This is a genomic window from Bathymodiolus platifrons methanotrophic gill symbiont (assembly GCF_002189065.1).
Classification (GTDB): Bacteria; Pseudomonadota; Gammaproteobacteria; order Methylococcales; family Methylomonadaceae; genus Methyloprofundus.
In genome coordinates this window covers 1-23,029 of record NZ_BDMN01000235.1, presented here as the reverse complement: position 1 = coordinate 23,029, position 23,029 = coordinate 1, and the positions used below count along the sequence as shown (strand labels likewise).

At 39.3% G+C, this 23,029-nt stretch carries 20 protein-coding genes and 3 pseudogenes; 18 read left to right on the top strand and 5 right to left on the bottom strand.

Features of this window, described 5'->3' with window-relative positions; all coding sequences use genetic code 11:
• Positions 1 to 232 precede the first annotated feature (232 nt).
• Positions 233 to 700 carry a transporter substrate-binding domain-containing protein gene (locus CDZ78_RS13415; protein WP_087870465.1) on the bottom strand — a complete coding sequence of 156 codons (468 nt, stop codon included), beginning with the start codon at positions 698 to 700 and terminating at the stop codon, positions 233 to 235.
• 2 nt (positions 701 to 702) lie between these two features.
• A complete protein-coding gene (gene pgi / locus CDZ78_RS13410; RefSeq protein WP_087870464.1) occupies positions 703 to 2,328 on the bottom strand; it encodes a glucose-6-phosphate isomerase in 1,626 nt (541 codons plus the stop codon).
• Between the two features lie 255 nt (positions 2,329 to 2,583).
• On the opposite strand from pgi, the gene CDZ78_RS13405 reads away from it, so the two are divergent.
• The 14 genes and pseudogenes from CDZ78_RS13405 to CDZ78_RS21325 all read left to right on the top strand — a co-directional run bounded on the left by CDZ78_RS13405 (position 2,584) and on the right by CDZ78_RS21325 (position 19,599).
• On the top strand, positions 2,584 to 3,177 hold the full coding sequence (locus CDZ78_RS13405) for a hypothetical protein (protein ID WP_230990853.1): 594 nt from the start codon (positions 2,584 to 2,586) through the stop codon (positions 3,175 to 3,177).
• Positions 3,178 to 3,369: 192 nt separating this feature from the next.
• Positions 3,370 to 5,106 carry a multicopper oxidase domain-containing protein gene (locus tag CDZ78_RS13400; RefSeq protein ID WP_087870463.1) on the top strand — a complete coding sequence of 579 codons (1,737 nt, stop codon included), beginning with the start codon at positions 3,370 to 3,372 and terminating at the stop codon, positions 5,104 to 5,106.
• Complete coding sequence (locus tag CDZ78_RS13395; RefSeq protein ID WP_087870462.1) at positions 5,099 to 5,950, top strand: cupredoxin domain-containing protein; 852 nt, start codon at positions 5,099 to 5,101, stop codon at positions 5,948 to 5,950. The genes CDZ78_RS13400 and CDZ78_RS13395 overlap by 8 nt, the downstream gene beginning before the upstream one ends.
• 438 nt (positions 5,951 to 6,388) lie before the next feature.
• Complete coding sequence (locus CDZ78_RS13390; RefSeq protein WP_230990852.1) at positions 6,389 to 6,802, top strand: YqaA family protein; 414 nt, start codon at positions 6,389 to 6,391, stop codon at positions 6,800 to 6,802.
• 53 nt (positions 6,803 to 6,855) lie between these two features.
• Complete coding sequence (locus tag CDZ78_RS13385; RefSeq protein ID WP_087870460.1) at positions 6,856 to 7,632, top strand: hypothetical protein; 777 nt, start codon at positions 6,856 to 6,858, stop codon at positions 7,630 to 7,632.
• Positions 7,633 to 7,906: 274 nt separating this feature from the next.
• A complete protein-coding gene (locus CDZ78_RS13380) occupies positions 7,907 to 8,812 on the top strand; it encodes a class I SAM-dependent methyltransferase (protein ID WP_087870459.1) in 906 nt (301 codons plus the stop codon).
• A 29-nt stretch (positions 8,813 to 8,841) separates the two neighbouring features.
• Positions 8,842 to 9,444 (top strand): YceI family protein, encoded by a 603-nt coding sequence (locus CDZ78_RS13375; protein ID WP_167374304.1) that lies wholly within the window; start codon positions 8,842 to 8,844, stop codon positions 9,442 to 9,444.
• Between the two features lie 26 nt (positions 9,445 to 9,470).
• Positions 9,471 to 9,902 (top strand): hypothetical protein, encoded by a 432-nt coding sequence (locus CDZ78_RS13370; RefSeq protein WP_087870457.1) that lies wholly within the window; start codon positions 9,471 to 9,473, stop codon positions 9,900 to 9,902.
• Between the two features lie 1,260 nt (positions 9,903 to 11,162).
• Entirely contained in the window at positions 11,163 to 12,725 is a 1,563-nt protein-coding gene (locus tag CDZ78_RS13365; RefSeq protein ID WP_087870456.1) for a type I restriction-modification system subunit M, read from the top strand.
• Positions 12,722 to 13,326, top strand: a pseudogene (fic, locus tag CDZ78_RS13360) (protein adenylyltransferase Fic). The gene CDZ78_RS13365 and the pseudogene fic overlap by 4 nt, the downstream one beginning before the upstream one ends.
• Positions 13,327 to 13,496: 170 nt before the next feature.
• Positions 13,497 to 13,595, top strand: a pseudogene (locus CDZ78_RS22580) (type I restriction endonuclease subunit M); the annotation flags it as partial.
• On the top strand, positions 13,592 to 14,803 hold the full coding sequence (locus CDZ78_RS13355) for a restriction endonuclease subunit S (protein WP_087870455.1): 1,212 nt from the start codon (positions 13,592 to 13,594) through the stop codon (positions 14,801 to 14,803). The pseudogene CDZ78_RS22580 and the gene CDZ78_RS13355, both read left to right, overlap by 4 nt.
• Positions 14,800 to 18,363, top strand: coding sequence for a type I restriction endonuclease subunit R, EcoR124 family (locus CDZ78_RS13350; protein WP_087870454.1), 3,564 nt, complete (start codon positions 14,800 to 14,802; stop codon positions 18,361 to 18,363). Before CDZ78_RS13355 ends, CDZ78_RS13350 begins: the two co-directional genes overlap by 4 nt.
• 183 nt (positions 18,364 to 18,546) lie before the next feature.
• On the top strand, positions 18,547 to 19,599 hold the full coding sequence (locus CDZ78_RS21325) for an Lcl C-terminal domain-containing protein (RefSeq protein WP_140414060.1): 1,053 nt from the start codon (positions 18,547 to 18,549) through the stop codon (positions 19,597 to 19,599).
• Here the strand turns inward: CDZ78_RS21325 and CDZ78_RS13345 are convergent.
• Positions 19,588 to 19,788 (bottom strand): annotated as a pseudogene (locus CDZ78_RS13345) (IS6 family transposase); the annotation flags it as partial. The gene CDZ78_RS21325 and the pseudogene CDZ78_RS13345 overlap by 12 nt on opposite strands.
• Before the next feature lie 118 nt (positions 19,789 to 19,906).
• Here CDZ78_RS13345 and CDZ78_RS13340 point away from each other — a divergent pair.
• A complete protein-coding gene (locus CDZ78_RS13340) occupies positions 19,907 to 20,320 on the top strand; it encodes a transposase (protein ID WP_140414059.1) in 414 nt (137 codons plus the stop codon).
• Between the two features lie 1,046 nt (positions 20,321 to 21,366).
• On the opposite strand, the gene CDZ78_RS22080 is transcribed toward CDZ78_RS13340, so the two are convergent.
• Positions 21,367 to 21,585, bottom strand: coding sequence for a hypothetical protein (locus tag CDZ78_RS22080; RefSeq protein ID WP_167374303.1), 219 nt, complete (start codon positions 21,583 to 21,585; stop codon positions 21,367 to 21,369).
• Between the two features lie 185 nt (positions 21,586 to 21,770).
• Here CDZ78_RS22080 and CDZ78_RS13330 point away from each other — a divergent pair, with 185 nt between their 5' ends.
• From CDZ78_RS13330 to CDZ78_RS13320, 3 genes are read left to right on the top strand one after another with little or no spacing between them, the layout of a single operon-like run.
• Positions 21,771 to 21,998, top strand: coding sequence for an AbrB/MazE/SpoVT family DNA-binding domain-containing protein (locus tag CDZ78_RS13330; RefSeq protein WP_087870451.1), 228 nt, complete (start codon positions 21,771 to 21,773; stop codon positions 21,996 to 21,998).
• Entirely contained in the window at positions 21,988 to 22,332 is a 345-nt protein-coding gene (locus tag CDZ78_RS13325) for a type II toxin-antitoxin system PemK/MazF family toxin (protein WP_087870450.1), read from the top strand. Before CDZ78_RS13330 ends, CDZ78_RS13325 begins: the two co-directional genes overlap by 11 nt.
• Before the next feature lie 46 nt (positions 22,333 to 22,378).
• Positions 22,379 to 22,567 carry a WGR domain-containing protein gene (locus CDZ78_RS13320; RefSeq protein WP_087870449.1) on the top strand — a complete coding sequence of 63 codons (189 nt, stop codon included), beginning with the start codon at positions 22,379 to 22,381 and terminating at the stop codon, positions 22,565 to 22,567.
• Between the two features lie 149 nt (positions 22,568 to 22,716).
• Here the strand turns inward: CDZ78_RS13320 and CDZ78_RS13315 are convergent, their stop codons facing one another.
• Positions 22,717 to 22,977: a type II toxin-antitoxin system RelE family toxin gene (locus CDZ78_RS13315; protein WP_087870224.1), complete on the bottom strand. Its 261-nt coding sequence runs from the start codon at positions 22,975 to 22,977 to the stop codon at positions 22,717 to 22,719.
• Positions 22,978 to 23,029 lie beyond the last annotated feature (52 nt).

Genomic DNA, 23,029 nt, shown 5'->3' with positions numbered 1-23,029 from the left:
TCGCTGAAAATCATGGAAACGGAGCTTAGCGAAGTGGTGATTTTTAGTCCCTGATAGGCGACAGGGCAATTCGCTGATTCGACGTGTGCTAGCAGCACGCGAGAGGAGCAAGAATTGCATTCCGAATAGCCGTCCAGCCAGTGAGGTAGTAATGACGAAGCGGCTTTTGTGCGTAGTCGTTGCGGACGCAGGGCGTTCAGGGCATCTCCCATCCGCTGCGTAGGTGAACGAATTATGGCGACAGGAGTCCCAGAATTTCGTGAGGTAGCATGGCGCGCCTGGATCGATAGATCACTTGTTCGGTAATTTTGTGGTAGGCAGGAGTGAATAAGAACTGTTGCGTACGTTCTTCAGTAATACTAATGCCTGCTGCGGCAAAATCAGCTTTTCCAGTCAGTGTTTTTTGTAAAATGGCTGCAAAAGTATCTGGAATAATAAATTTAGTTTTAACCTGCAGGTGTGCTGCAAATAATTGTACTAAATCATACTCCAGACCAGAAAATCCATCAGCACTTTCGTAGTAAGTCGTTGGGTCGTAACGTGTTAAAACAGTTAAAATTCCAGTTTTTTTAACGCGTTCTAGTTGATTGGTGTATTTTACGGGATTTTCTGGCGGAGACTTGACCTGGTGTGCTTGCTCCTCGCAAGCACTTAGGTAAACAAAAACGAGTCCGAGAAAAAGCCGTTGCAGGAAAAGCAAGCTTAACGAATCTTTTTGTAATAATTTATCAAGCCATTTGTTGAACTATCATGCGTAGTCACGGGTTGGTCACCTTTTAATTCAGGTGTAATGGCTTGAGCTAAAACTTTTCCTAGTTCAACCCCCCATTGGTCATAGCTATTAATATTCCATATTTTCCCCTGTACAAAAATCTTGTGCTCATAGAGAGCAATCAAGCGTCCTAGGGAGTAGGGGGATAGTTTTTTAAAAATAAATGAATTTGTCGGTCTGTTGCCAGAAAAAACTTTTGCAGCAACGAGTAACTTACTTGCATGATCTCCCAGATCGGCTTTGACTTCATCCTTAGTCTTTCCTTTCATGAGTGCTTCTGTCTGCGCAAGGAAATTAGAAATTAGCAGATCATGACATTCGTCTTCTTCGTGATGGCTTTGTGCAGCAGTGATAAAGTCACAGGGAATCACCTTGGTTCCCTGATGAATTAGCTGATAAAAAGCATGTTGTCCATTGGTGCCTGGTTGTCCCCAGATTATGGGGCCGGTACTATAGTCAACGTTATTGCCGTCCATATCAACGTGTTTACCATTGCTTTCCATATCGCCTTGCTGGAAGTAGGCTGAAAAGAATTCCATATTATGATCATAGGGTAATAGGGCGTGCGAATCTGAGTTATAAAAATTGTTATACCAGATTCCTAATAGAGCCATAAGGACAGGAATATTTGTGGCAAAATGTTCGTTACGAAAGTGATTATCTGCTTCGTGTGCGCCATCGAGTAATTGCTCGAAATTATCCATGCCTAGATATAAGGCTATGGACAGTCCAATTGAAGACCAAAGCGAATAGCGACCACCGACCCAATCCCAGAATTCAAACATATTATCTGGATCAATGCCAAACTCAGTGACATTTTTTTTGTGTGTAGATAGAGCAACAAAGTGTTTTGCAATGGCAGATTTATCACCTGCTTCATCGAGTAGCCAAGAGCGGGCAGCTCTTGAGTTAACCATGGTTTCTTGTGTACTAAAGGTTTTTGAAGCAACTAAAAACAGGGTTGTTTCAGGCGATAATATTTCCAGAGTTTCATTTAAATCAGTGCGGTCTATATTGGAGACATAATGCACTTTCATACCTTCAATAGCATAGGGAGTAAGTGCTCTGGTCACCATTTTGGGGCCTAAGTCAGAGCCACCTATACCGATATTGACAATGTCGGTAATTTTTTTGCCTGTATAGCCTTTCCATTCGCCTGAGTGAACACGAGCACAAAAATCTCGCATTTTTTGTAAAGCAAGATTGACCTGAGGCATCACGTCCTCGCCATCGACATAAACAGGCTCGTTACTACGGTTGCGTAGTGCGGTATGTAAGACAGCGCGGTTTTCGGTTTTATTGATACGTTTACCAGTAAACATATCTTCAATATGTGATTTTAAGTTTTGTGACTTTGCTAGGTTGAGCAGTAACACGATAGTTTCGTCGGTAATCCTGTTTTTTGAATAATCAAATAACAGATCCTCAAATTGTATTGAGTAATTGTGAAACCGGTTTGGGTTTGCCTCAAATAAGTCTCTAATATCTAACTGATCTATGCGTTTTTGGTGTTTTTTTAAAGTTAACCATTCAGGAGAGTTAGTAAGATTAGACATATTATGAGCCTTGATATACGTATATTTTAGGGTGTGAATACTTAATGGCTGAAAATTTTACGGAAATAGAGAGATGATAGCAATAGCAATATAAGAAAGTGGTGATATAATTGCCTGGTGTTGTTGGCAAAATCCGCGGCTATTCTTTCTTTGTTTGATTCTATATGATAAAGTTTGTGGTTGTTTTTACCTTTGCGTTGGGCCAATAACGCGAAAAAACACTTTAGAATTATAATAAATTAAGAGGAAGAAATTATGACAAGCAGTAATATGAGAAAAAGTTTTATAGCTCTGTTAGGCATGCTATTTTCTGCAACGCTTTGGGCGCATGGTGGAGCTGCAGGTACTGATACTGATCAGTGTAAGTTTGAACTTGAGCCAGAGCACTGGATTCATTACACGGCCTACCAACCTCTTGCCTTTCCAGCCGAAGAATTTTGTGGGAATCTTCCAGATACAGATACGCTAACGCAATTAGTTTTTGATTATCAGGATGTTAGATATCGTAATAGAGCGGTAGAATTTGAAGTAACAAAAGAGCCTGAAGGCAAGCGTGTATTTTTTCAAGCCGCTAAAAAACATAAATCAGGTACTGTTGTTTTAAAATTACCAAACGGTATACCTGAGCCAGGTAAATATCTAATTCATATTACTCTAAGAGGTGCGACTGAAGCTGATAATTTAGATGCACATATGAGCTTTGTTGCGGGTCAAGGTATGGTGACAAGTTCAACTAGTTTGTTTATGTATTTCTTATTTTTGTTAGCTGGTTTATATGTTTTATACTTATCTCATGCTGGTTTTAAAGCAAAAGTAGACGAGCTTTTAGCTAAAGCTAAAAAAGTATAAGGTAACGCACAAAAAATAACCTACCTTAATATTGCGCAGGATTTTTGTTTGTCTTCAAGACGTAGAAATAGGCACATAGCTGGCTACGTAACTATTTCTGCAACGCAGAAGACAGGCAAAAAGACAAGCAAGCAAGATGGGTGGGCTATTATTGCGAGTTGCCTAAGTTAAATTTAACATAGAGTGTTAATAATGCAGAAAAATCCTTTAGGAATGCTATTGGGTGCTGCTGTCATGCTGATGCCGTTTTCGGCATCAGCTGTGGTAGGCTTGCCTAAAACAGTTGAAGTAGACCGTGGTAAAGTAGAAGCGGTTTGTAATCAAAATAACCCGGAGTGGCGTAAGGCACAAACGATAGACGGCGTAAGCATGCAGGAATCGCTACGTTGTAGCCCTGACAACCCTTATGATATTGCCGTTGAAGTAAAAGGGGCAAATAATGTTTCAATGGAAACATTGATGAATACTCATTATGCGATGGATAGCATTATTAAAAAAAATGATATGGACGGTGATGGCGATCCTGATTTAATTATCATTAAGCTTGAAGTGGCAGAATTAAATGGACATTCACCTGACTTTGCAGGGTTTGTACCAACCTTTGATATAGCTCCAGGCGTACAGCCCGGAATGTGGGTGTTTGCCCCCAAATCTCGTGGTATGGCAACCAGCAGCTTTGTCGGTGTTGATGCTAACCCTCTATTAAGAGCGCCTTCTCCGGTTATTCGTGTGGAGCAAGGCGATATCATCTGGATACAGTTAGAAAATACACATTATTTTCCACACACTATTCACTTACATGGTGTTGATCATCCGTGGGTAGATAGTTCGGGTGAAGGTAATGATGGTGTGCCACAAACCAGTGATAAATTTGTTTTACCGGGACAAAGTAAAACCTATGAAATTCGTCCAAGACAACCCGGATCATTTGTCTACCATTGTCATGTACAAACTCATGTACATTTAGCAATGGGTTTAGTGGGGATGTTTGTCGTGGAAGAAAACCGTCCCAATAACTGGGTACAAACATTTAATGTCGGTGCAGGACAGGTTAGGCACCCTTCTAAGGCAATTTTAGAAAACTATGACAGTGAATATGACTTGCATTATCATGCAATGGATAAAGAACTGCATAGCATTATTCAGGATTATAACGACCCGCGTTTAATCGCGAAGAAAATGAATCGTGAATATGATATGGGGGAATCCACTGAAGATTACTATACCCTGAATGGTCGTTCATTCCCTTATACCTTAAGGGAATCAATAATTGTTGCTGAGCCTGATCAAAATATTAAATTAAGAGTATTTAACAGTGCTGGTGAACAATTGGCTCTACATACACATGGGCACAAAGCAACTATTACTCATTATGATGGAGTATTGCATAATCCAGCGGCACAGATTATGCGTGATATTTATGACATAGCACCCGCTCAACGTAATGATTTAAAAATCAATACCACTGATGATGGCTTACACAGCTATGGGCAGGGAGTGTGGATCTTTCATGATCATAGAGAAAAAGGTATTCAGACCAACGGTCAAAATCCGGGTGGTAATGTCAGTGCTCTGGTTTATAAAAAATATCTAAACGAAATCGGCTTACCAAAAACTATTGGTGAGAGTATTGTGCCTTTATTCACCAAATCCTTTTATGAAAGAAAATTGCCTGTCTGGCAAAATATAGATTCCTGGAATAGTTTAGGTGAAATAGATGCCGAAGGTTATGTCGCTCCTCCAGCAAGTGTTCCTGCTGCACCTGATGTAACCCCTGGTTCTGCGGATATGGAAACCCCATCAGATAATTCTTTTAGAAACCTTGTATTTGGCTTGTTATTAGGGCTATTGGTCTATTTGCTAATTATCAATAGAGAGAAAATTACTGCCCTGATTTCTTCAAAAAAGGAGGCAACTGATAATGATTAGACAATTATCAATCGCAGCGCTAGCATTAGCTTTATCCGCTCCTGTTTTTGCTGAAAAAGAGTTTGAAGATCATACCAATATGATGGACCACGGCGATGGTCATTTAATGGATATGACCGGTGGTATGGTAATGGGGCAAAACACTGATATTTTGCCAGGTGGTTGTGATCGTATCGCGGCAACCAAAGAAATTACTGTGCATGCCGGACATAAATATGCCGAGAAATTTCCAGGGCGTATGTTTGCCTTCGATGTGCAGGAATATCAATTTGAACCTTGTACAAAATTAACGGTTAATTTTATCAATGATGATAGTGTGCGTCATCAATGGATGATGCATGGCTTACCTAGATACTTATATCCAAAAGGTATGTTTCATCTGGAAGTAACAGGACCAGGTAAAATATCCGGAACCCTTATTTTTCCACCTGGTGATAAAACCTATCTAGTGCATTGCGATATTGCGCAACACATGGAAAAGGGTATGAAAGGGCAGTTGAAAATTGGCAAAGGCGATGGTGATTTACCTAGCATACCAGGGCTAACAGCGTATGTTATACAGGATGACTATTCCGATAGTAACGCACCTGAGTCACTAACTGATGCGGTAGTGGAAGAAATTAACCAAATGAAAGAAAAAGTTGTTGGTAATGACTCTTTCTTTTCAGGGCTTACGGTTATTGGTTTAGCCATTGGCCTGCTACTTGCCCCAATACTAGCGCGTAAGTTTAAAGGTATGAGCGTCGGTGAGGTGGTAAGTTATTTCGTTGATTTAAGTAAAAGTATTATTGATGTTGTTATTAAAATCATTAGCTGGTTAATTGGTTTAATAAAAAAACAGTAGCTTAAACTTTCCTGATTCCCCATGACTTTCAGCTACACTGCGTCATCCCTGTATGTTTTTAGCAGGAATCTCGTAGGTTAAGATTCCCGATAAAGCTTGTGCTCACGCTTGACTGGGTAGACTTCGGGAATGACGGATTCCTTAACATACTGATGTTTTAATCCTTATTATACTTTGGCTGAGAGTCGTACGTAATCAGGTAAACTTTTAATAGCTAGCCTCTGATGTTTTTCATCAGGGGCTTTTTTATGATTAAGATAAGGAGCTAGGGTTTAATAATACCCGAAAGTATGGCGCAGGATTTTGGTTTCATAGTCGTGCTAGGAAAACAAGCGCATAGCAGGCTACGCAACTGTTTTTATAGTACGGCTGAGGAGCCAAAAGACAAGTCAGGCTCGGGTATTATTGAATTCTCGCTCCTAAAGAGGGGGGCATATTGTGTTAGAACTTTGGGGGCTTTTTGTCAGTGCCTTTATATCATCAACTATTGCACCAGGTGGTTCAGAAGCAGTTTTAGCCTATCTGGTAGCAGAGCAGCTACATCCAGTTATGATGCTTGTCCTTGTTGCCACAGTAGGTAACACGCTAGGAGCATTGACTACGTGGTGGCTAGGTAATTTGGCAGCAAAAAAAATCCCGGCGGAACACCTTTTAGATAAGAAAAAACAAAAAGCCTTGCGCTGGGTTCAGCACTGGGGGTATTGGAGTTTATTATTATCATGGTTACCCATTGTAGGAGATGCGCTTTGTTTTGCTGGCGGCTGGTTGAAATTGCCACTGTTTATATCAACAGTATTAATTTGCATAGGTAAATTACTTCGCTATCTATTTGTGGCTTACTGGTTTGTGTAAGTGTTATGCCCGCTGTGATAAAATACCGCCAGTTCATCAGGAGTTTTGATTACATGTTGCGAAATTTTCCACAAGCAGGCGTAGCATACGCCCACCATAAACGCGATTATACTATTGCCGCCTTTACTTTTATCGTCACTGGTATTTGTTTAACGGTTGATGGCAGTGGAAGCCGTGAAATGCAATGGGCATTGGCCTTTTTTGGATATCTGTTTTTAGCTCTTTTATTATCGAGAGAATCTAAATTACTGCGTATGCAAGTCGTCGTTGCTTTATTATTTGCAACGGCAGGTGAACTTTTTGCTTCACCCTATATGGAAGGTTACATCTATCGGTTTGGTAGCGTGCCTCCTTACGTCCCCGCTGGTCATGGTATGGTGTATTTAACTGCTGTTGTGCTAGGACGCTCAGGTTTCTTTTTGCGTTATGCACGAGCGATAGCACTATTTACAGTGATTAGTTGTGGATTATGGTCAGCATGGGGGCTTAGTCCATTTGCCGAACGTAGTGATCAAATAGGTGCAATCCTGTCTTGTGTGTATCTGATTTATCTGTTTAAAGGTAAATCTCCGATGGTTTATTTAGGTGCTTTTTTTATTACCACCTGGCTGGAACTTGTAGGTACAACGGCAGGAACCTGGGCATGGGCAGTTGTTGACCCTGCTTCTGGGTTAACCCAGGGTAATCCGCCTAGTGGGGTTGCTGCCTGGTACTGTCTAGTGGATGCGGTTGCTATTGCTGGAGCTGCGCCTGCATTACGGCTGCTACAAAAGCTAAGTAATGGTATGGTGCAATTTAAGCAGTTAGCTAGGGTAAGAAACGAAAAGTAATAATAATTTAACTGTCGTGTAGGGCGTAGCTTTGGAGGCTGTGAAAGTATTTAACAAAATCCCCCTGCTTAGTTAAGGAGGGGTTAGGGGAGGTTTGATATATATAAACTAATCTCATAATATCAATAGCTTATGTTTTTATGAGGTCCCCCTCAATTCCCCTTTGTTAAGGGGAAAGGTAAAAAACAGAATACTTTCACAGTCTCTTTAGCCCGATTTTCCTGCACTAGAGACTAACTGAATATATCAGCCTTTCAATGAGAAGAAAGAAAAAATGCATTATATAGAAGCAAATCAGGATTATCGTTCACAAAGTACAGACAATGACTCTGCTGAAGCATTAAGAGAAGCGGCAGTGAAACATTATGATGCCTGTTATTGGGATTATCTGTTTGCCTGGAGTGGTCGAAATGACCTGGCTTTGCACTATGGCTATTGGGATGAAAAGACACAGTCACATACACAATCGTTATTAAATAAAAACCAGAAGCTCTATGACGCAGCTGATATAAAGTCTGATGATTATGTTCTGGATGCAGGCTGTGGTATTGGTGGCAGCTCAATCTGGATGGCCAAAAATCATAGTAATTGTGTAAAAGCCATTACAATCAGTGCAAAACAAGCTTATTATGCTGGGCGCCATGCCAAGCGACATGGAGTGGCTGAAAAAGTTGATTTTGAAGTCTCTGACTTTTGCCAGACCCCGTATGCAGATGAAACTTTTGATATAGTCTGGGGCCTGGAAAGTGTTTGTCATGCCCTGAATAAAGCTGATTTTATTCGCGAAGCTTTTCGGGTATTAAAAAAAGGTGGGCGACTAGTGGTCTGTGATGGCTTTTTGATGCACCGAGAAATAGCTGATGAAGACTGGCCTTATATGGTTGATTGTCTTGATGGCTGGGCAGTGCCAAACTTATGTCTACGCGAAGAATTTTCACAAATATTAAATGAGCAAGGTTTTTCAAATATCAAATATGATGATATTACCGAGCAGACTTTACCCTCGGCCAATTATATGTATAAAGTCGCTAAACGCTTACAGCCAGTACAAAAATTAAGTCAGTGGCTAGGTCTGCGTAGCGAAACACAGACCGCTAACTTTAAAGTCGGGTTGGCACAGCAGCACTTATTCCAGAAAAAACTGGTGGAATATGGTATTTTTACAGCCCAGAAAGTGTAAAAAATAACTTAAAAACAATGAGAAACCTGATGAAAAAAATAATCCTTCTAAGCTTATTATTGCTGTCAAGTACGGTCATTGCCAAATTAAATTTTGTTACAACCACACATGCGGGGCAATGGAAATTAAACAATGAAGCATCTGCGTTGAATTTTATTACTACCAAGAATGCCAGTAAAACTGAAGTACAGACATTTAAAACATTACAGGGAAAAATTTCGGGCACTCAAGTAACGGTGAGTGTGGATTTAAGCAGTGTAGATACAGGGATTGAGGTAAGAGACGAGCGTCTAAAAACGATGTTTTTTAACATTGCTAAATTTCCTGAGGCGACTGTTTCTATAGTCTTACATAAAACTGACCTTGGTCACATGAAGCCCGGGCAAAGAAAAATACTTAAGCTTGATGCAGATATTACATTGCAGGATACAACCCAAACAGTACCTGTAGAGCTGCAAGTTATTGCATTGGCAAAAAATCAGCTTTTGGTTGTATCTAATGTACCTGTCATTGTTGATTTGAAAGACTTTTATTTGCTCAAAGGTGTCAATGCACTACGTGAAATAGCAAAATTACAAAGCATTAATGCCGCAGTCCCCATTACCTTTAGCTTGTTATTTACTCACCAGTAACTCCTTACCAGACCTTTTTAACGTTTATGAATAATAAAAACAAACTTTGTTTAAAAACTATTTTTGTCAGTGCAAGCCTAGCTCTTTTATTAAGTGCCTGTTCAGACGATGAACCAAAACAGCAAGCTTCTAAAGTTCATAATCCATGGGATCATTCTCATGATGCGGTAGTGACAGATGTTCAAAAGCATGTATTTGAACATGACTTTGCTGAGCAGTGTGTGGAAAGAGAAGTTAGCAATTCTATCAATAAAGACAATGACAGAAAACGCTTTGCCAAGCCTTGTATGTGTATAGCGACTTTTATGATGAAAGATTTAACAGCCGTAGAAGCTGAAAAGTTTCTAAAAGAAAATAAGAGTACACAATCATTAAGAATTCGCTTTGAAAATGCAGCCTATCATTGTATTCAAGATAAACAGCAAGCTAAATCACCACAAATCTTTAATAGACGTTAGTGATTTTAGAGGGCTGATTTATTAGAAAGCGGATTTATCTGGGTTTTTGGAGAAATCCCTCTGGGAAGTGGACAAATTAATAATATTTGCGAGTAAGTCGTAGTGTAAACAGGAGTATGTTTTATCCTGTATTTCGCAAGCCCCATACAGGTTACTTTAAATTTTTGGATACTTCCTTAGGAATCAAAATTAATTAATACCCGAAACTAAATAGTAGCCCGTATGAAGCTGGCGGAATACGGGGCATAGAAGTCTCTGCTCATCTGTATTACGCAGGCTACATTTATATCCCAATTTGATACTTTCGGATTTTATAAAATTCTCAGTCCTTAGCATTAAAATAATAACCACACCTATGGGCGTGAGTAGCTTCGTAGGCTCTAGCCTCAGAACACCTGATCTCAGCCTAATAAAATCAAAAGCTTACTGATTTTTCAAGGTAATAGAGCGAGACCATAATGTAGAGTTTCATGCGTCAGCACCAAGCTACAATAACTCGCTAATCGTTCGTCATACCCACCTCCCTGCCGGAATGAAGTGCTAAAAATAAGGATTAAGTATCAAGTAAGGGAAATGGAAAAATTAAATCATCCAAAATTAGACGACTTATTTAATGCGGAATAAGCTTTGAGTGGGGTATGCATCGCATACCTCTAGGCTGCAGGTAAATAATTTCCATACATTCTGGGCAGTCAGAAATTCTCGGAAGCGGGATCTTTAGTCCCGCATGCTTGGACGGGACTAAAGATCCCGTTTCCGAATATTGCTTGAAAATTTCAGAGAAACTATAGCAGCTCTGAAAGGTATGCGATGCGTAACCTACTGCAATATTTCCTGTTAAGTGGATAGTCGAAATTATCCACAAAGATTATTGAATCTAGCTTATTAAAGTTTAAAAATTGGACGGTTATTTATTTCCAGATGCCTAACTACCGCGAGATCAGGAGTTCTGAGCCTGACGTTGATTGTACTGATGATAGCGTAGAGTTTATAGAGAATGGCTTACCGGCTTTCAAAGGTTATTTTTATATCAAAATTTAGTGCTTTGTCAGAGTTCATCGTACATCTGCCAACGGCATCTGATTGGGTCGTAAAGCATTTTATTAGAGAGCTCGTCTTGGTAAAATAGAATAGTGTCCGTAAAGAATTAGGCTACTCCGTTTTCAACAAGTGATTATATTAGAGCGTCTTTGCTCGTTATAATGCCAAGCTGGTTATGAGCTGATGGCTATTTAAAACGTATTTAAACAGGACTTCACAATGACAAGTACCCAGCAACGCGCAGAATTACAACGCCAAATTTGGCAAATTGCGAATGAGGTTCGTGGCTCGGTCGATGGCTGGGATTTTAAGCAGTATGTATTGGGTACTTTGTTCTATCGTTTTATTAGCGAAAACTTTGCCAGTTACATTGAAGGTGGTGATGAAAGCGTTAATTATGCTGCGCTAGCCGATGATGTTATCACCGCAGATATCAAAGACGATGCCATTAAAACCAAGGGTTATTTCATCTACCCTAGTCAGCTGTTTGCAAACATTGCCGTCAACGCCAATAATAACGACAATCTGAACACCGATTTAGCCAAAATATTTTCCGCCATTGAAAGTTCGGCCAATGGTTACCCATCTGAACCCGATATCAAGGGCTTGTTTGCCGATTTTGATACCACCAGTAACCGTCTAGGTAACACCGTTGTTGACAAAAACACCCGCTTATCTGCGGTACTCAAAGGCGTGGCGGGGCTTAGCTTTGGCAAGTTCCAAGGCCAGTTTCAGGACAATCAAATCGACCTGTTTGGCGATGCCTACGAGTTTTTAATTTCTAATTATGCCACTAATGCAGGTAAATCAGGGGGCGAATTTTTCACCCCGCAAAGCGTGTCTAAACTCATTGTCCAACTGGCGATGCACAATCAAAAAACCGTCAATAAAATTTACGACCCAGCAGCAGGTTCAGGCTCGTTATTATTACAAGCCAAAAAACACTTTGATGCCCATATTATTGAAGACGAATTTTTTGGTCAAGAAATTAACCACACCACCTATAACCTTGCGCGTATGAATATGTTTTTGCACAACATCAACTACGACAAGTTTAATATGGCTTTAGGCAATACCCTGTTAAATCCAGATTTTGGTGATGACAAACCCTTTGATGCCATTGTGTCTAACCCACCCTATTCGGTGAAATGGATTGGTAGCGACGATCCAACCCTCATTAATGATGAACGCTTTGCCCCCGCAGGCGTATTAGCACCCAAATCCAAAGCCGATTTTGCTTTTGTGCTGCATGCGTTAAGCTATTTATCCAGCAAAGGCAGCGCGGCGATTGTTTGCTTTCCGGGTATTTTTTATCGTGGCGGTGCCGAGCAGAAAATCCGCAAATATTTAGTGGATAACAACCATATAGAAACTGTTATTTCGCTTGCGCCCAACTTGTTTTTTGGTACATCAATTGCCGTTAATATCTTAGTGCTTTCTAAACACAAAACCGATAACAAAACTCAGTTTATTGATGCTAGTAGCCTATTTAAAAAAGAAACCAATAACAACGTGCTTACTGATGAACACATCGCGCAACTTATGCAATCTTTTGATACTAAAGTCGATGTTGAACATTTTGCAAAATCAGTACAACACGATGTCATCGCTGCCAATGACTACAACCTGTCGGTAAGTGCTTATGTAGAAGCTGAAGACACCCGCGAAGTGATTGATATTACCAAGCTGAATGCCGAGCTTAAAACCACCGTATCCAAGATTGACCAGTTACGTACTGACATTGATGCCATTGTGGCAGAGATTGAGGGAGGTATCGCATGATATTAGAAAACAAGTTACACATCAGCAATCAAGTTGAACTGGCTAAAGCCGAAGAAAAAATTAGCAAGCAAAAAGCCAAGCAGCTTTTTGATTCAAACGATATTACCAAGGTGGAAGTCGGCACATTCGCAGGACTTTCTTTCGTCCATGCCTATTTATTTAAAGATATTTATAACTTTGCAGGAAAAATCCGCGAGGTGAATATCGCCAAGGGTGATTTTCGATTTGCGCCGTTGATGTACCTTAAACAATCACTGGAACATATAGACACCATGGGCAAGGCACAGTTGATGAGATCATCGAAAAATATGTGGAAATGAATATCGCCCACCCTTTTCGCGAAGGGAACGGACGCGCCACCCGCATTTGGCTTGACCTGATGCTTAAAAAAGAAATTAAACAGGTAGTGGATTGGAATCGGGTAGATAAAGAGGAGTATCTCTCAGCCATGCAGCGCAGCGTGGTGAAAGATATTGAAATTAAAGTCCTACTGAAACAAGCCTTAACCGATCAAATTAACGACCGCACCCTGTTTATGAAGGGCATTGATGTCAGCTATTACTATGAAGGCTATAGCGAATTCAAAACCGAGGAGCTGTAGTTGTGAAAGGCACAAAGATTAGAGACGCGAAGTCATGAGCAAAAAGAAAAAACCAGTGCCCACTATTCGCTAGCAGAAGCAAAGGGTCTTTATTTTTGATTCCTCTATGTATAATTCTACCGCTGAAAATCAGGGAAACGTAGCCTAAGCGAAGTGATGATTTTTAGTTCCAACTGAATGCAGAACTAAAAACGGCAGTTTCCAAGATTGACCAGTTACGCACTGATATTGATGTCATTGTGGCTGAGATTGAGGGGAATAAAGAATGAATGATGTGAGTTTTATAGAAAAACTGCTGAATGGGGTTGAGGTTGAGTGGAAGCGGTTGGAGGAGGTGGCTGAGATTATTAGTGGACATGTATTTCCTAAACACTACCAAGGCGACACCACTTCAAATATTCCATTTTACAAAATTAGTGACATGAATAGTTTTGGAAATGAAATTTTTATGAATAAATCTAATAATTATTTAAGTAATACAAGATTCATAGAATTACGGATTAAAACAGCACCTAAAGGGACTATTATTTTTCCAAAGATTGGCGCGGCCATTTACACAAATAAGAAAAGAATTCTGACTCAACCTTCAGTTGTTGATAATAATATTTCAGGATTGATTCCTAAAGATAAAGTTTCATCAGGGTATTTATTTCATTATTTTCAAACATTAGATTTGATCCATATGGCAAATGGAGTTGGTGCAATACCATCAATATCGAAGACGACATTATCAAAACTTAAAACCCCCATCCCTCCCCTAAGCATCCAAACTGAAATCGTTCGCATCTTGGACACATTCACGACGCATACAGCTGAACTTACAGCTGAACTTACAGCACGTAAAAAACAATACAACTACTATCGCGACCAACTCTTAACCTTTGAAGACGGGCAAGTGGAATGGAAGACTAAAGTTGAGATTGAGTGGGAAACTTTGGAATCGGTGTTTCATATTTTAGCTGGCGGTGATGTGCCTAAAGCTACATTATCTGATACAGAAACTGAGGAATTTAATATTCCTATTTTATCTAACGGCATAGGTAATAACTCTTTATATGGATGGACAGATAAAGCCAAAGTTTATAGTCCAAGCCTAACTATATCTGCTAGAGGAACAATAGGATGGACTAGTTTTCGAGAAAACCCCTTTTTTCCTATAGTTCGATTACTTGTCCTAACTCCGAAAGTGGAATTAAATTTAAAGTACGCGTACTATTTTATGAAAACTATTGAGAATAGTTACCATGTCCCAAAAAATGGTATTCCTCAACTTACGAAGCCAATGGTAAAAGATATAAAGTTCCCCATCCCGCCCCTAAACATCCAGACTGAAATCGTCACCATCCTAGATAAATTCGAAGCTTTAACGAACTCGATCAGCGAAGGTTTGCCTCGTGAAATAAAGTTGCGCCAACAGCAATATGAATATTATCGAGATTTACTGTTAAGCTTTCCAAAATCTGAAACAACGGTATGAACGATTATAAAGCCATTGCTGAATCAAATAATTTTATCATCTTGGATAAATACACCAAGTGTTCGCAAGTTAATGAGTCCTATCAAAGCGAGTCCGACTTAGAGCGTGAATTTATTACGGATTTAAAAAACCAAGGATATGAGTATATTCTCGGTTTAAACACGACTAAAAAAATGTTGGTGAATGTTCGCAGGCAGTTACAATCGCTAAATAAAGTACAGTTTTTAGAGGAGGAATGGCTGCGCTTTATTGAAAAATATTTAGATAATCCTAGTGATAATAGCATTGACAAAACGCGTAAAATCCATGACGACTTTATCTATGACTTTGTGTTTGATGATGGGCATATACAAAACATATACCTATTAGATAAGAAAAATATTGCACGCAATAAAGTGCAGGTGATTAAGCAGTTTGAACAAACCGGTACGCAGGCTAATCGCTACGATGTGACGGTTTTAGTTAATGGCTTACCTTTGGTTCAGATAGAGCTAAAAAAACGCGGTGTCGCTATCCGTGAAGCCTTTAATCAAGTGCACCGTTACAGCAAAGAAAGTTTGAATACAGATAACTCACTGTTTAAATATTTGCAGCTGTTTGTTATTTCAAACGGAACCGATAGCCGTTATTTTGCTAATACCACCCAGCGCAATAAAAACAGCTTTGATTTCACCATGAATTGGGCAAAATCAGATAACGGATTGATTAAAGATTTAAAAGATTTCACCGCTACTTTTTTCCAAAAACAGACCTTGTTAAATGTGTTGCTACATTATTCTGTGTTTGATGATAACGATACTTTGTTAGCGATGCGCCCTTATCAAATTGCTGCCACCGAACGAATTCTTTGGAAAATAAACAGCACGTATCAAGCGAAAAAGTGGAGTACGCCTGATAGTGGCGGCTATATCTGGCATACCACTGGTTCAGGTAAAACCTTAACCAGCTTTAAAGCGGCACGTTTAGCGACTGAGTTGAATTTTATTGATAAAGTGTTTTTTGTGGTGGATCGCAAAGATCTTGATTTTCAAACCATGAAGGAATATCAGCGTTTTTCACCTGATGTTATTTCAAACGGAACCGATAGCCGTTATTTTGCTAATACCACCCAGCGCAATAAAAACAGCTTTGATTTCACCATGAATTGGGCAAAATCAGATAACGGATTGATTAAAGATTTAAAAGATTTCACCGCTACTTTTTTTCAAAAACAGACCTTGTTAAATGTGTTGCTACATTATTCTGTGTTTGATGTGAACGATACCTTGTTAGCGATGCGCCCTTATCAAATTGCTGCGACCGAACGAATTCTTTGGAAAATAAACAGCGCATATCAAGCGAAAAACTGGAGTACGTCTGATAGTGGCGGCTATATCTGGCATACCACCGGCTCAGGTAAAACCTTAACCAGCTTTAAAGCGGCACGTTTAGCGACTGAGCTGGATTTTATTGATAAAGTATTTTTTGTGGTGGATCGTAAAGATCTTGATTTTCAAACCATGAAGGAATATCAGCGTTTTTCACCTGATAGTGTTAATGGTTCAGAGAGCACCGCTGGGCTAAAACGCAACCTTGATAAAGAAGACAATAAAATTGTTGTTACCACAATTCAAAAGTTAAACAACTTAATGAAAGGTGAAGGCGACTTGCCTATTTACAGTAAGCAAGTGGTGTTTATTTTTGATGAAGCTCACCGTTCGCAATTCGGTGAAGCACAAAAGAATCTAAAGAAAAAGTTTAAAAAATTCTATCAATTTGGCTTTACTGGTACGCCTATTTTTCCTGAAAATGCCTTGGGAGCAGAAACCACTGGCAGTGTATTTGGTAGTGAATTACATTCTTATGTGATTACGGATGCTATTCGTGATGAAAAAGTGTTGAAATTTAAGGTGGATTATAACGATGTACGCCCACAGTTTAAGTCGATTGAAGCGGAACAAGACGAGAAGAAACTCACGGCGGCAGAAAATAAACACGCTTTACTACACCCAAACCGTATTGATGAGATTTCGCAGTACATTTTAAATAACTTCAAACAAAAAACACATCGCCAACAAGCAGGCGGTAAAGGTTTTAATGCGATGTTTGCAGTAAGCAGTGTCGATGCTGCCAAGGTGTACTATGAATCATTTAAAAATTTACAGAAAGAGAGCAATAACCCGCTTAACATTGCCACCATCTTCTCTTTTGCAGCAAATGAAGAACAAAATGCAGTAGGAGATATTGCTGATGAAGGTTTTGAAATCAGTGCCATGGATAGCAGCGCTAAAGAGTTTTTAAGTGAAGCAATCGCTAATTATAACGCGACCTTTAAAACTAATTATGGCGTTGATAGCAATGGCTTTCAACGCTATTACAGCAACCTTGCTGAACGGGTAAAGAATCAAGAAATTGATTTGCTGATTGTCGTGGGTATGTTTTTAACCGGTTTTGATGCGCCTACGTTAAACACCTTATTCGTAGATAAAAATCTGCGCTATCACGGTTTAATACAAGCCTTTTCGCGCACTAACCGTATTTATGATGCCACTAAGACCTTTGGGAATATCGTCACCTTCCGCGATTTAGAACAAGCCACTGTGGATGCTATTACCCTCTTTGGTGATAAAAACACTAAAAATGTGGTGCTAGAAAAAAGCTATAAAGAATATATGGAAGGTTTTACCGATGTGGCAACAGGTGATGCACGACGCGGTTATTTAGAGCTGGTGGAGGAATTGGCACAACGCTTCCCTGATCCTGATGCAATTGTTAAAGAAAAAGATAAGAAAGCGTTTACTACGTTATTTGGTGAATATTTACGCGTTGAAAACATACTGCAAAACTATGATGAATTTTCAGGATTAAAATCCCTGCAAGATTTAGACTCAGATGATCTCAGTGCCGTAGAGACGTTTAAAGCCAAGCACCATTTAAGCGATGATGACTTAAGCTCTATGCAAGCGATTAAGGTACCTGCAGAACGCACTATTCAAGATTATCGTTCAACGTATAACGATATTCGCGATTGGTTGCGTCGCGAACAATCTGCAAACGACCAAGAGAGTTCCAATATTGATTGGGATGATGTGGTTTTTGAAGTCGATCTGCTTAAATCACAAGAGATTAACCTGGATTACATTCTAGAATTGATTTTTGAGCATAATAAGAAAACGAAAGATAAGACTACTTTACTTGAGGAAGCGAAGCGTTTAATTCGCGCCAGCCTTGGTAATCGAGCGAAAGAAAGTTTGGTTGTGGATTTTATTAATCAAACCAATTTAGATAATATCCCCGATAAATCCAGTATTATTGATGCTTTCTTTACCTTTGCCCAAGCTGAACAACAACGTGAAGCAAGAGAATTAATTAGTGCCGAAAGCCTGAATGAAGAAGCGGCTAAGCGCTATATAACAGCATCGTTAAAACGAGAATATGCCAGTGAAAATGGCACTGATCTAAATGCAATTCTGCCTAAAATGAGTCCGCTTAATCCACAATACTTAACTAAGAAACAAAGTGTGTTTCAAAAGATTGCCGACTTTATTGAGAAATTTAAAGGCGTGGGTGGCAAGGTTTAATACAGATATTGTAATGTGGTAACGCAAAGGAATAGCGTCACTCACAATCCATCACTTAAATAACTTTGAGAACAACCCTCTAATAACTGGTTCATCTGATGATGTTTCGCTTTGTGTCGTATCAATTTTATGTTCAAGTAATGCCATTAATCGAATTTCACGAGCTAGGGAACCACCAAAACCATGAAAAAACTATTATTCACTTTGTTATTATTTCTTTCCTTAAATCAAGCTGGTAATGCTGGATTATTAGGTTATGACCTTCTGTTTATAACTAGATATCAAGCACATGAAGAAAGTAAAATTTTCACTGTTCGTATGCCTAGTCCTGAAAAAATTATTGAGCCGGGGGTTGAATTCCCAAGTAATGCTCCTTATTATGACTTTAATTATGGTACTGTTGATACAGTCATGGCGCCAGAGATATTTGTTGGTGTGAATGCTGGTAATAACTTCATTGAAATTGATTACACTGACTCTGGAAAGTTCACATCCGCACTTCAGAATGCCTTTGTTTTTGAGTTCCATGACCATGCTCTACCTGTCCATATAACAAGTGCTATAATTGACAGATCAGTTACGACATTTCCTTTAACTGATAATGATGTTCAACTTGATGGGAACCAATTATCCATAAATGTTCAAGGGCTATCATTTAACTCAGATTCATTTATTCGCATTAATCTAGACGTAGGGGATCCAGTAGACGTAGGGAACCCAGTATATGTAATTGGTGATACTGGTCCCGCCGGAGGTTGGGTATTTTATGTTACCGACGGTGGATCACATGGTCTAGAAGCAGCTCCAAAGGATCTACAGACAGCCACATGGGGGTGTTATAGTACCGTTGTTGGAGCTGATGGCGTACTTCTCCATACGGGAAAAGCAAATACGAGAGCGATCATAAGTGCTAAGTGCAAAGGCGCCCCCCTATACGGGGGAAGCAGTCTTGTTGCAGCTAAACTAGCAAATGATTATAAATATAATGGGTACACCCATTGGTTTTTGCCATCACAAGATGAACTAAAGTTAATATACAGTAATTTATTCCTATACGATTTAGGTGACTTTCCTATTCACAAAGAATTCGTTTCATACTGGAGTTCGACTGAGCTGGATACTAGAAAAGCATACGTGACGCATTTTTTCGGCTCTAGCGACAAAAATTATAAACCTCGTACCGGTACTATGTTTAAACATCTCGTCCGTAACGTACGCCCTATTAGGTCTTTTTAAAGATTTCCTAGATGCGACAGAACCCAAATAACGGATAACCCAACGATTGAGGGTCGCATGATCCACAGCAACACCTCTTTCTTCCATGATTTCTTCAAGGTCGCGATATGAAACGCCATACCGGACATAAAAGAAAACCGCATACAAAATGACATCTTTTGGAAAATGAGCGCCTTTAAAACTGAGCATGTCGTTCTCCTTTTATTGAAATTTAAAATTATGATAGCAGATAACGGTCGAAACGAGCCTGCATCAGGTTCAGGTTTGGCATAAAAACTTTCCCGATTTATTGAATGTTGTGCTCATTGTGAAAAGAAATCTTAAAACAGGAAGAGTCGCAAAGGCCTTATTGTTTAGCGATGATCTTGAATTGCCTTACGATAAACTGATTGATTATTACCGATTGAGGTTTCAAATTGAGTTTAACTTTCGTGATGCCAAACAGTACTGGGGGCTGGAAGACTTTATGAATATCAAAGAAACTCAAGTGACTAATGCGGCAAACTTCTCTTTATTTATGGTGACCTTTTCAAAGCTACTACTGCCTCAAATAGAAAGCCTAGGTCAGAAAAGTATATTGGATTTAAAAGCCACCTTCAGGGCGCGAAAATACACGCGTAGGATTATTAATTCCCTCAGCTTAAATGCAGAGGAGTTTTTAATAAATAATCCGGTTTTTCAGGCCGCAGAACTTGGTAAGATTCATGAAAATGTTTTATGATTTTTGGCGAAGGTATTGTCAATAGGAATGCTTTTAAAGCCACCTTAAAGCTCCCTGCTCGTTCAAAGTTTATTTCCCTATGGGGTATTATAAGCCGACGGCCTTGTTTTCTGCTCTCTGTGGGCTTTATAGTATTCTTCTAGGGGGTAGCTAGTAGGGAGCTAGAGCGGGGCGTTAATGCGCCTCTGAGGGGCTTGTGTCGAGTCCTACTCTTGACATCAGAGCGTGGAATAGTCGTTATTTTGCAAGATGCTCTACAGCTAAACTTGTATGTATTGGGGGTATGAGTTAAAGTTGTCGGTAATGAAACTTGATATTTCTTATTTCAGGATTCGAAACAAGTCCCGAACTTTTAAAGTTTAGGGCTTAAAGGCAAAAAAAAACCTAAGTATTTTTAAGTACTTAGGTTTTTTGCCTTTAATAAAGGTTGTGTATGAGTGTCACAAAACATTCACCACGGCTTGAAAGTAAGAGCATCACTCTTTCTTTCAAACGAATGTTAATTATACCTTAATTAACATCTCATTTGATAGCATTTTCTGGTTTCTCTTCTTCAAGCCCAGCCCCTATTTTGGACTCAAGATGTTTTGGAATAGGTCAGGACAGCGTTGCCAATCAAGGACTTTGCTAAGGCAACCCATAAGGCATTTTTTGTATAAAGTAGAAGTCGCAAGCTTATAGCCGTTTTGATTGCGAGATTTGAATTTTATAATGCAAAAAGTGGCGCGTTTGGAGCAGGGGCGGATATGTTACATATCTGGTAACGCGCAGAACGTAACGGTTGTGAAAGGGGCTTAAAAATTCAATCGCTTATAGGCTGTAAAAATCATAAAAATGAGTGTATTTTCATTTTGGCGAAGGTATTGTATAAGCAATTTATGGCTTTAGCAGGATAGTTATGCCTGAAGACTAGGCTTCCTGCATTTTCAACAATACTTGCGACAGAACCTTATTTTGAGATGGACTCATAAATTCCTCCTGAGTTAATTGGAGGTATTAGTCTGCCATTTTTTATATTGGTTTAGAATGTGTACTTTAATTGACGCTTACTCAAATTCAGCGTCCATCCCTTCTTCGTCTAAATACTTTAAATAATGACTGACTAAACTAAGATCCGTTTTTTGTCTCCCTGTTCTGGCCTCTATCTCTGAAAAGGGAATTTGAAACTCCTGATACACACGTCCTGTATTGACAACATTACTCAATATACACGGCTTAAAAGAAGCAATAACCTGCTGGATATACTCTAAATCATGACTATTCATTTGTGGTTCCTTATTAATATGAAAAAACGCTTCGAAGTGCTTTGCACATAGAATAAGCAGGATTGAACCCTTATAGAATAGACCCTGTAAGCTAATTAAAACACCTCCAAAAGAATCAAGATTCATTTGAATGATCCCCTTTATTCCATTATAGTAAGGAATCTTTACCAAAAAGGAGAGCCGATATGCAACTGGCTAAATTAAGTAGCAAAGGGCAAATGACGATTCCTATCGAAATTCGTGAGAACCTCCATTTAAAAACAGGCGATACACTTGCATGGGATGCAAAACCAGATGGTAGCGTATCCGTGCGTAAAGTTACCCCCCTGGATCTTGATTACATCAGTGCAGTCAGTGGTACTTTATCAGAATGGAACAGCGCAGCAGATGAGGAAGCTTATCGTGACTTATAAGCAATTTGATATTGTAAAAGTCCCGTTTCCTTTTACTGACAAACTCGCCAGCAAAAATAGACCCGCTTTAATTATCTCTAGCACTAAGTCCTTTAATAATAAGATCGAGCACAGTGTTATGGCGATGATTACCTCTGCCAAACAATCGGACTGGCCATTGGATACCGTGATCACTGATATTAACGCAGCAGGATTACCTGTTGCTTCTTTAATCCGCCTGAAATTATTTACTTTGGATCATCGTTTAGTCCGTGGCGTGCTGGGAAAATTGAGTACACAGGACCAAGCTAAGTTTGAGAAGCATTTGAGGCAGCTATTAGGACAAAAAGAATAATCAGGATTATTCAGTAAGTCATGAAATCTTAAGGTGGTTACGAGCTATGAACCGAATCTATTTAGAGTACCACCAGGATGCAGAGAACAAACACCGTTTCTATCAGATGTTTGTCGTGCCCACGCTGTTTGATGATTGCTCATTAGTCCGTGAATGGGGCCGTATTGCCAGCCCAGGAACGGTTAAAAAGGTTCTGTCGCAAAAAATAAAATCACCCTATTACCTACGATCATAAGATTTGATTTCAGCAAAAGAAGGTTCGCATGTTCAACTAAAAATGGCGCTATTTTTCAAGTTATTATTTTCCTGAATGCCACATGGTACAGTCGATTTTTACACAAACATTTGTTTTTTTGCGACAGAACCTTTGCTTTGTGCTCATAATTACCCTCTATAAACTTCTCGCCTATGTTTAACTTTCACAACCAAAACATGAAGCTCTTCATCATCTCTTGAGCACAAAAGCCTATAATCCCCTACCCTAAATTTATAAAGCCCTGCCTTGTTTCCAGCTAAAGGAATTAAATATTCTTTTGGGTTTACAGATAGTTTTTCGTCAATAGCCTTTGTAAGCCTTTCTTGCACTTCACGACTTAGCTTATAAAACTGCTTTTTAGCTCTTTGCCCAAATTCTATTTTGTACATTCAGAAAGCTTATCTTATAAATTAAGTTCTTTTCTAATATCTTCAAAAGGCA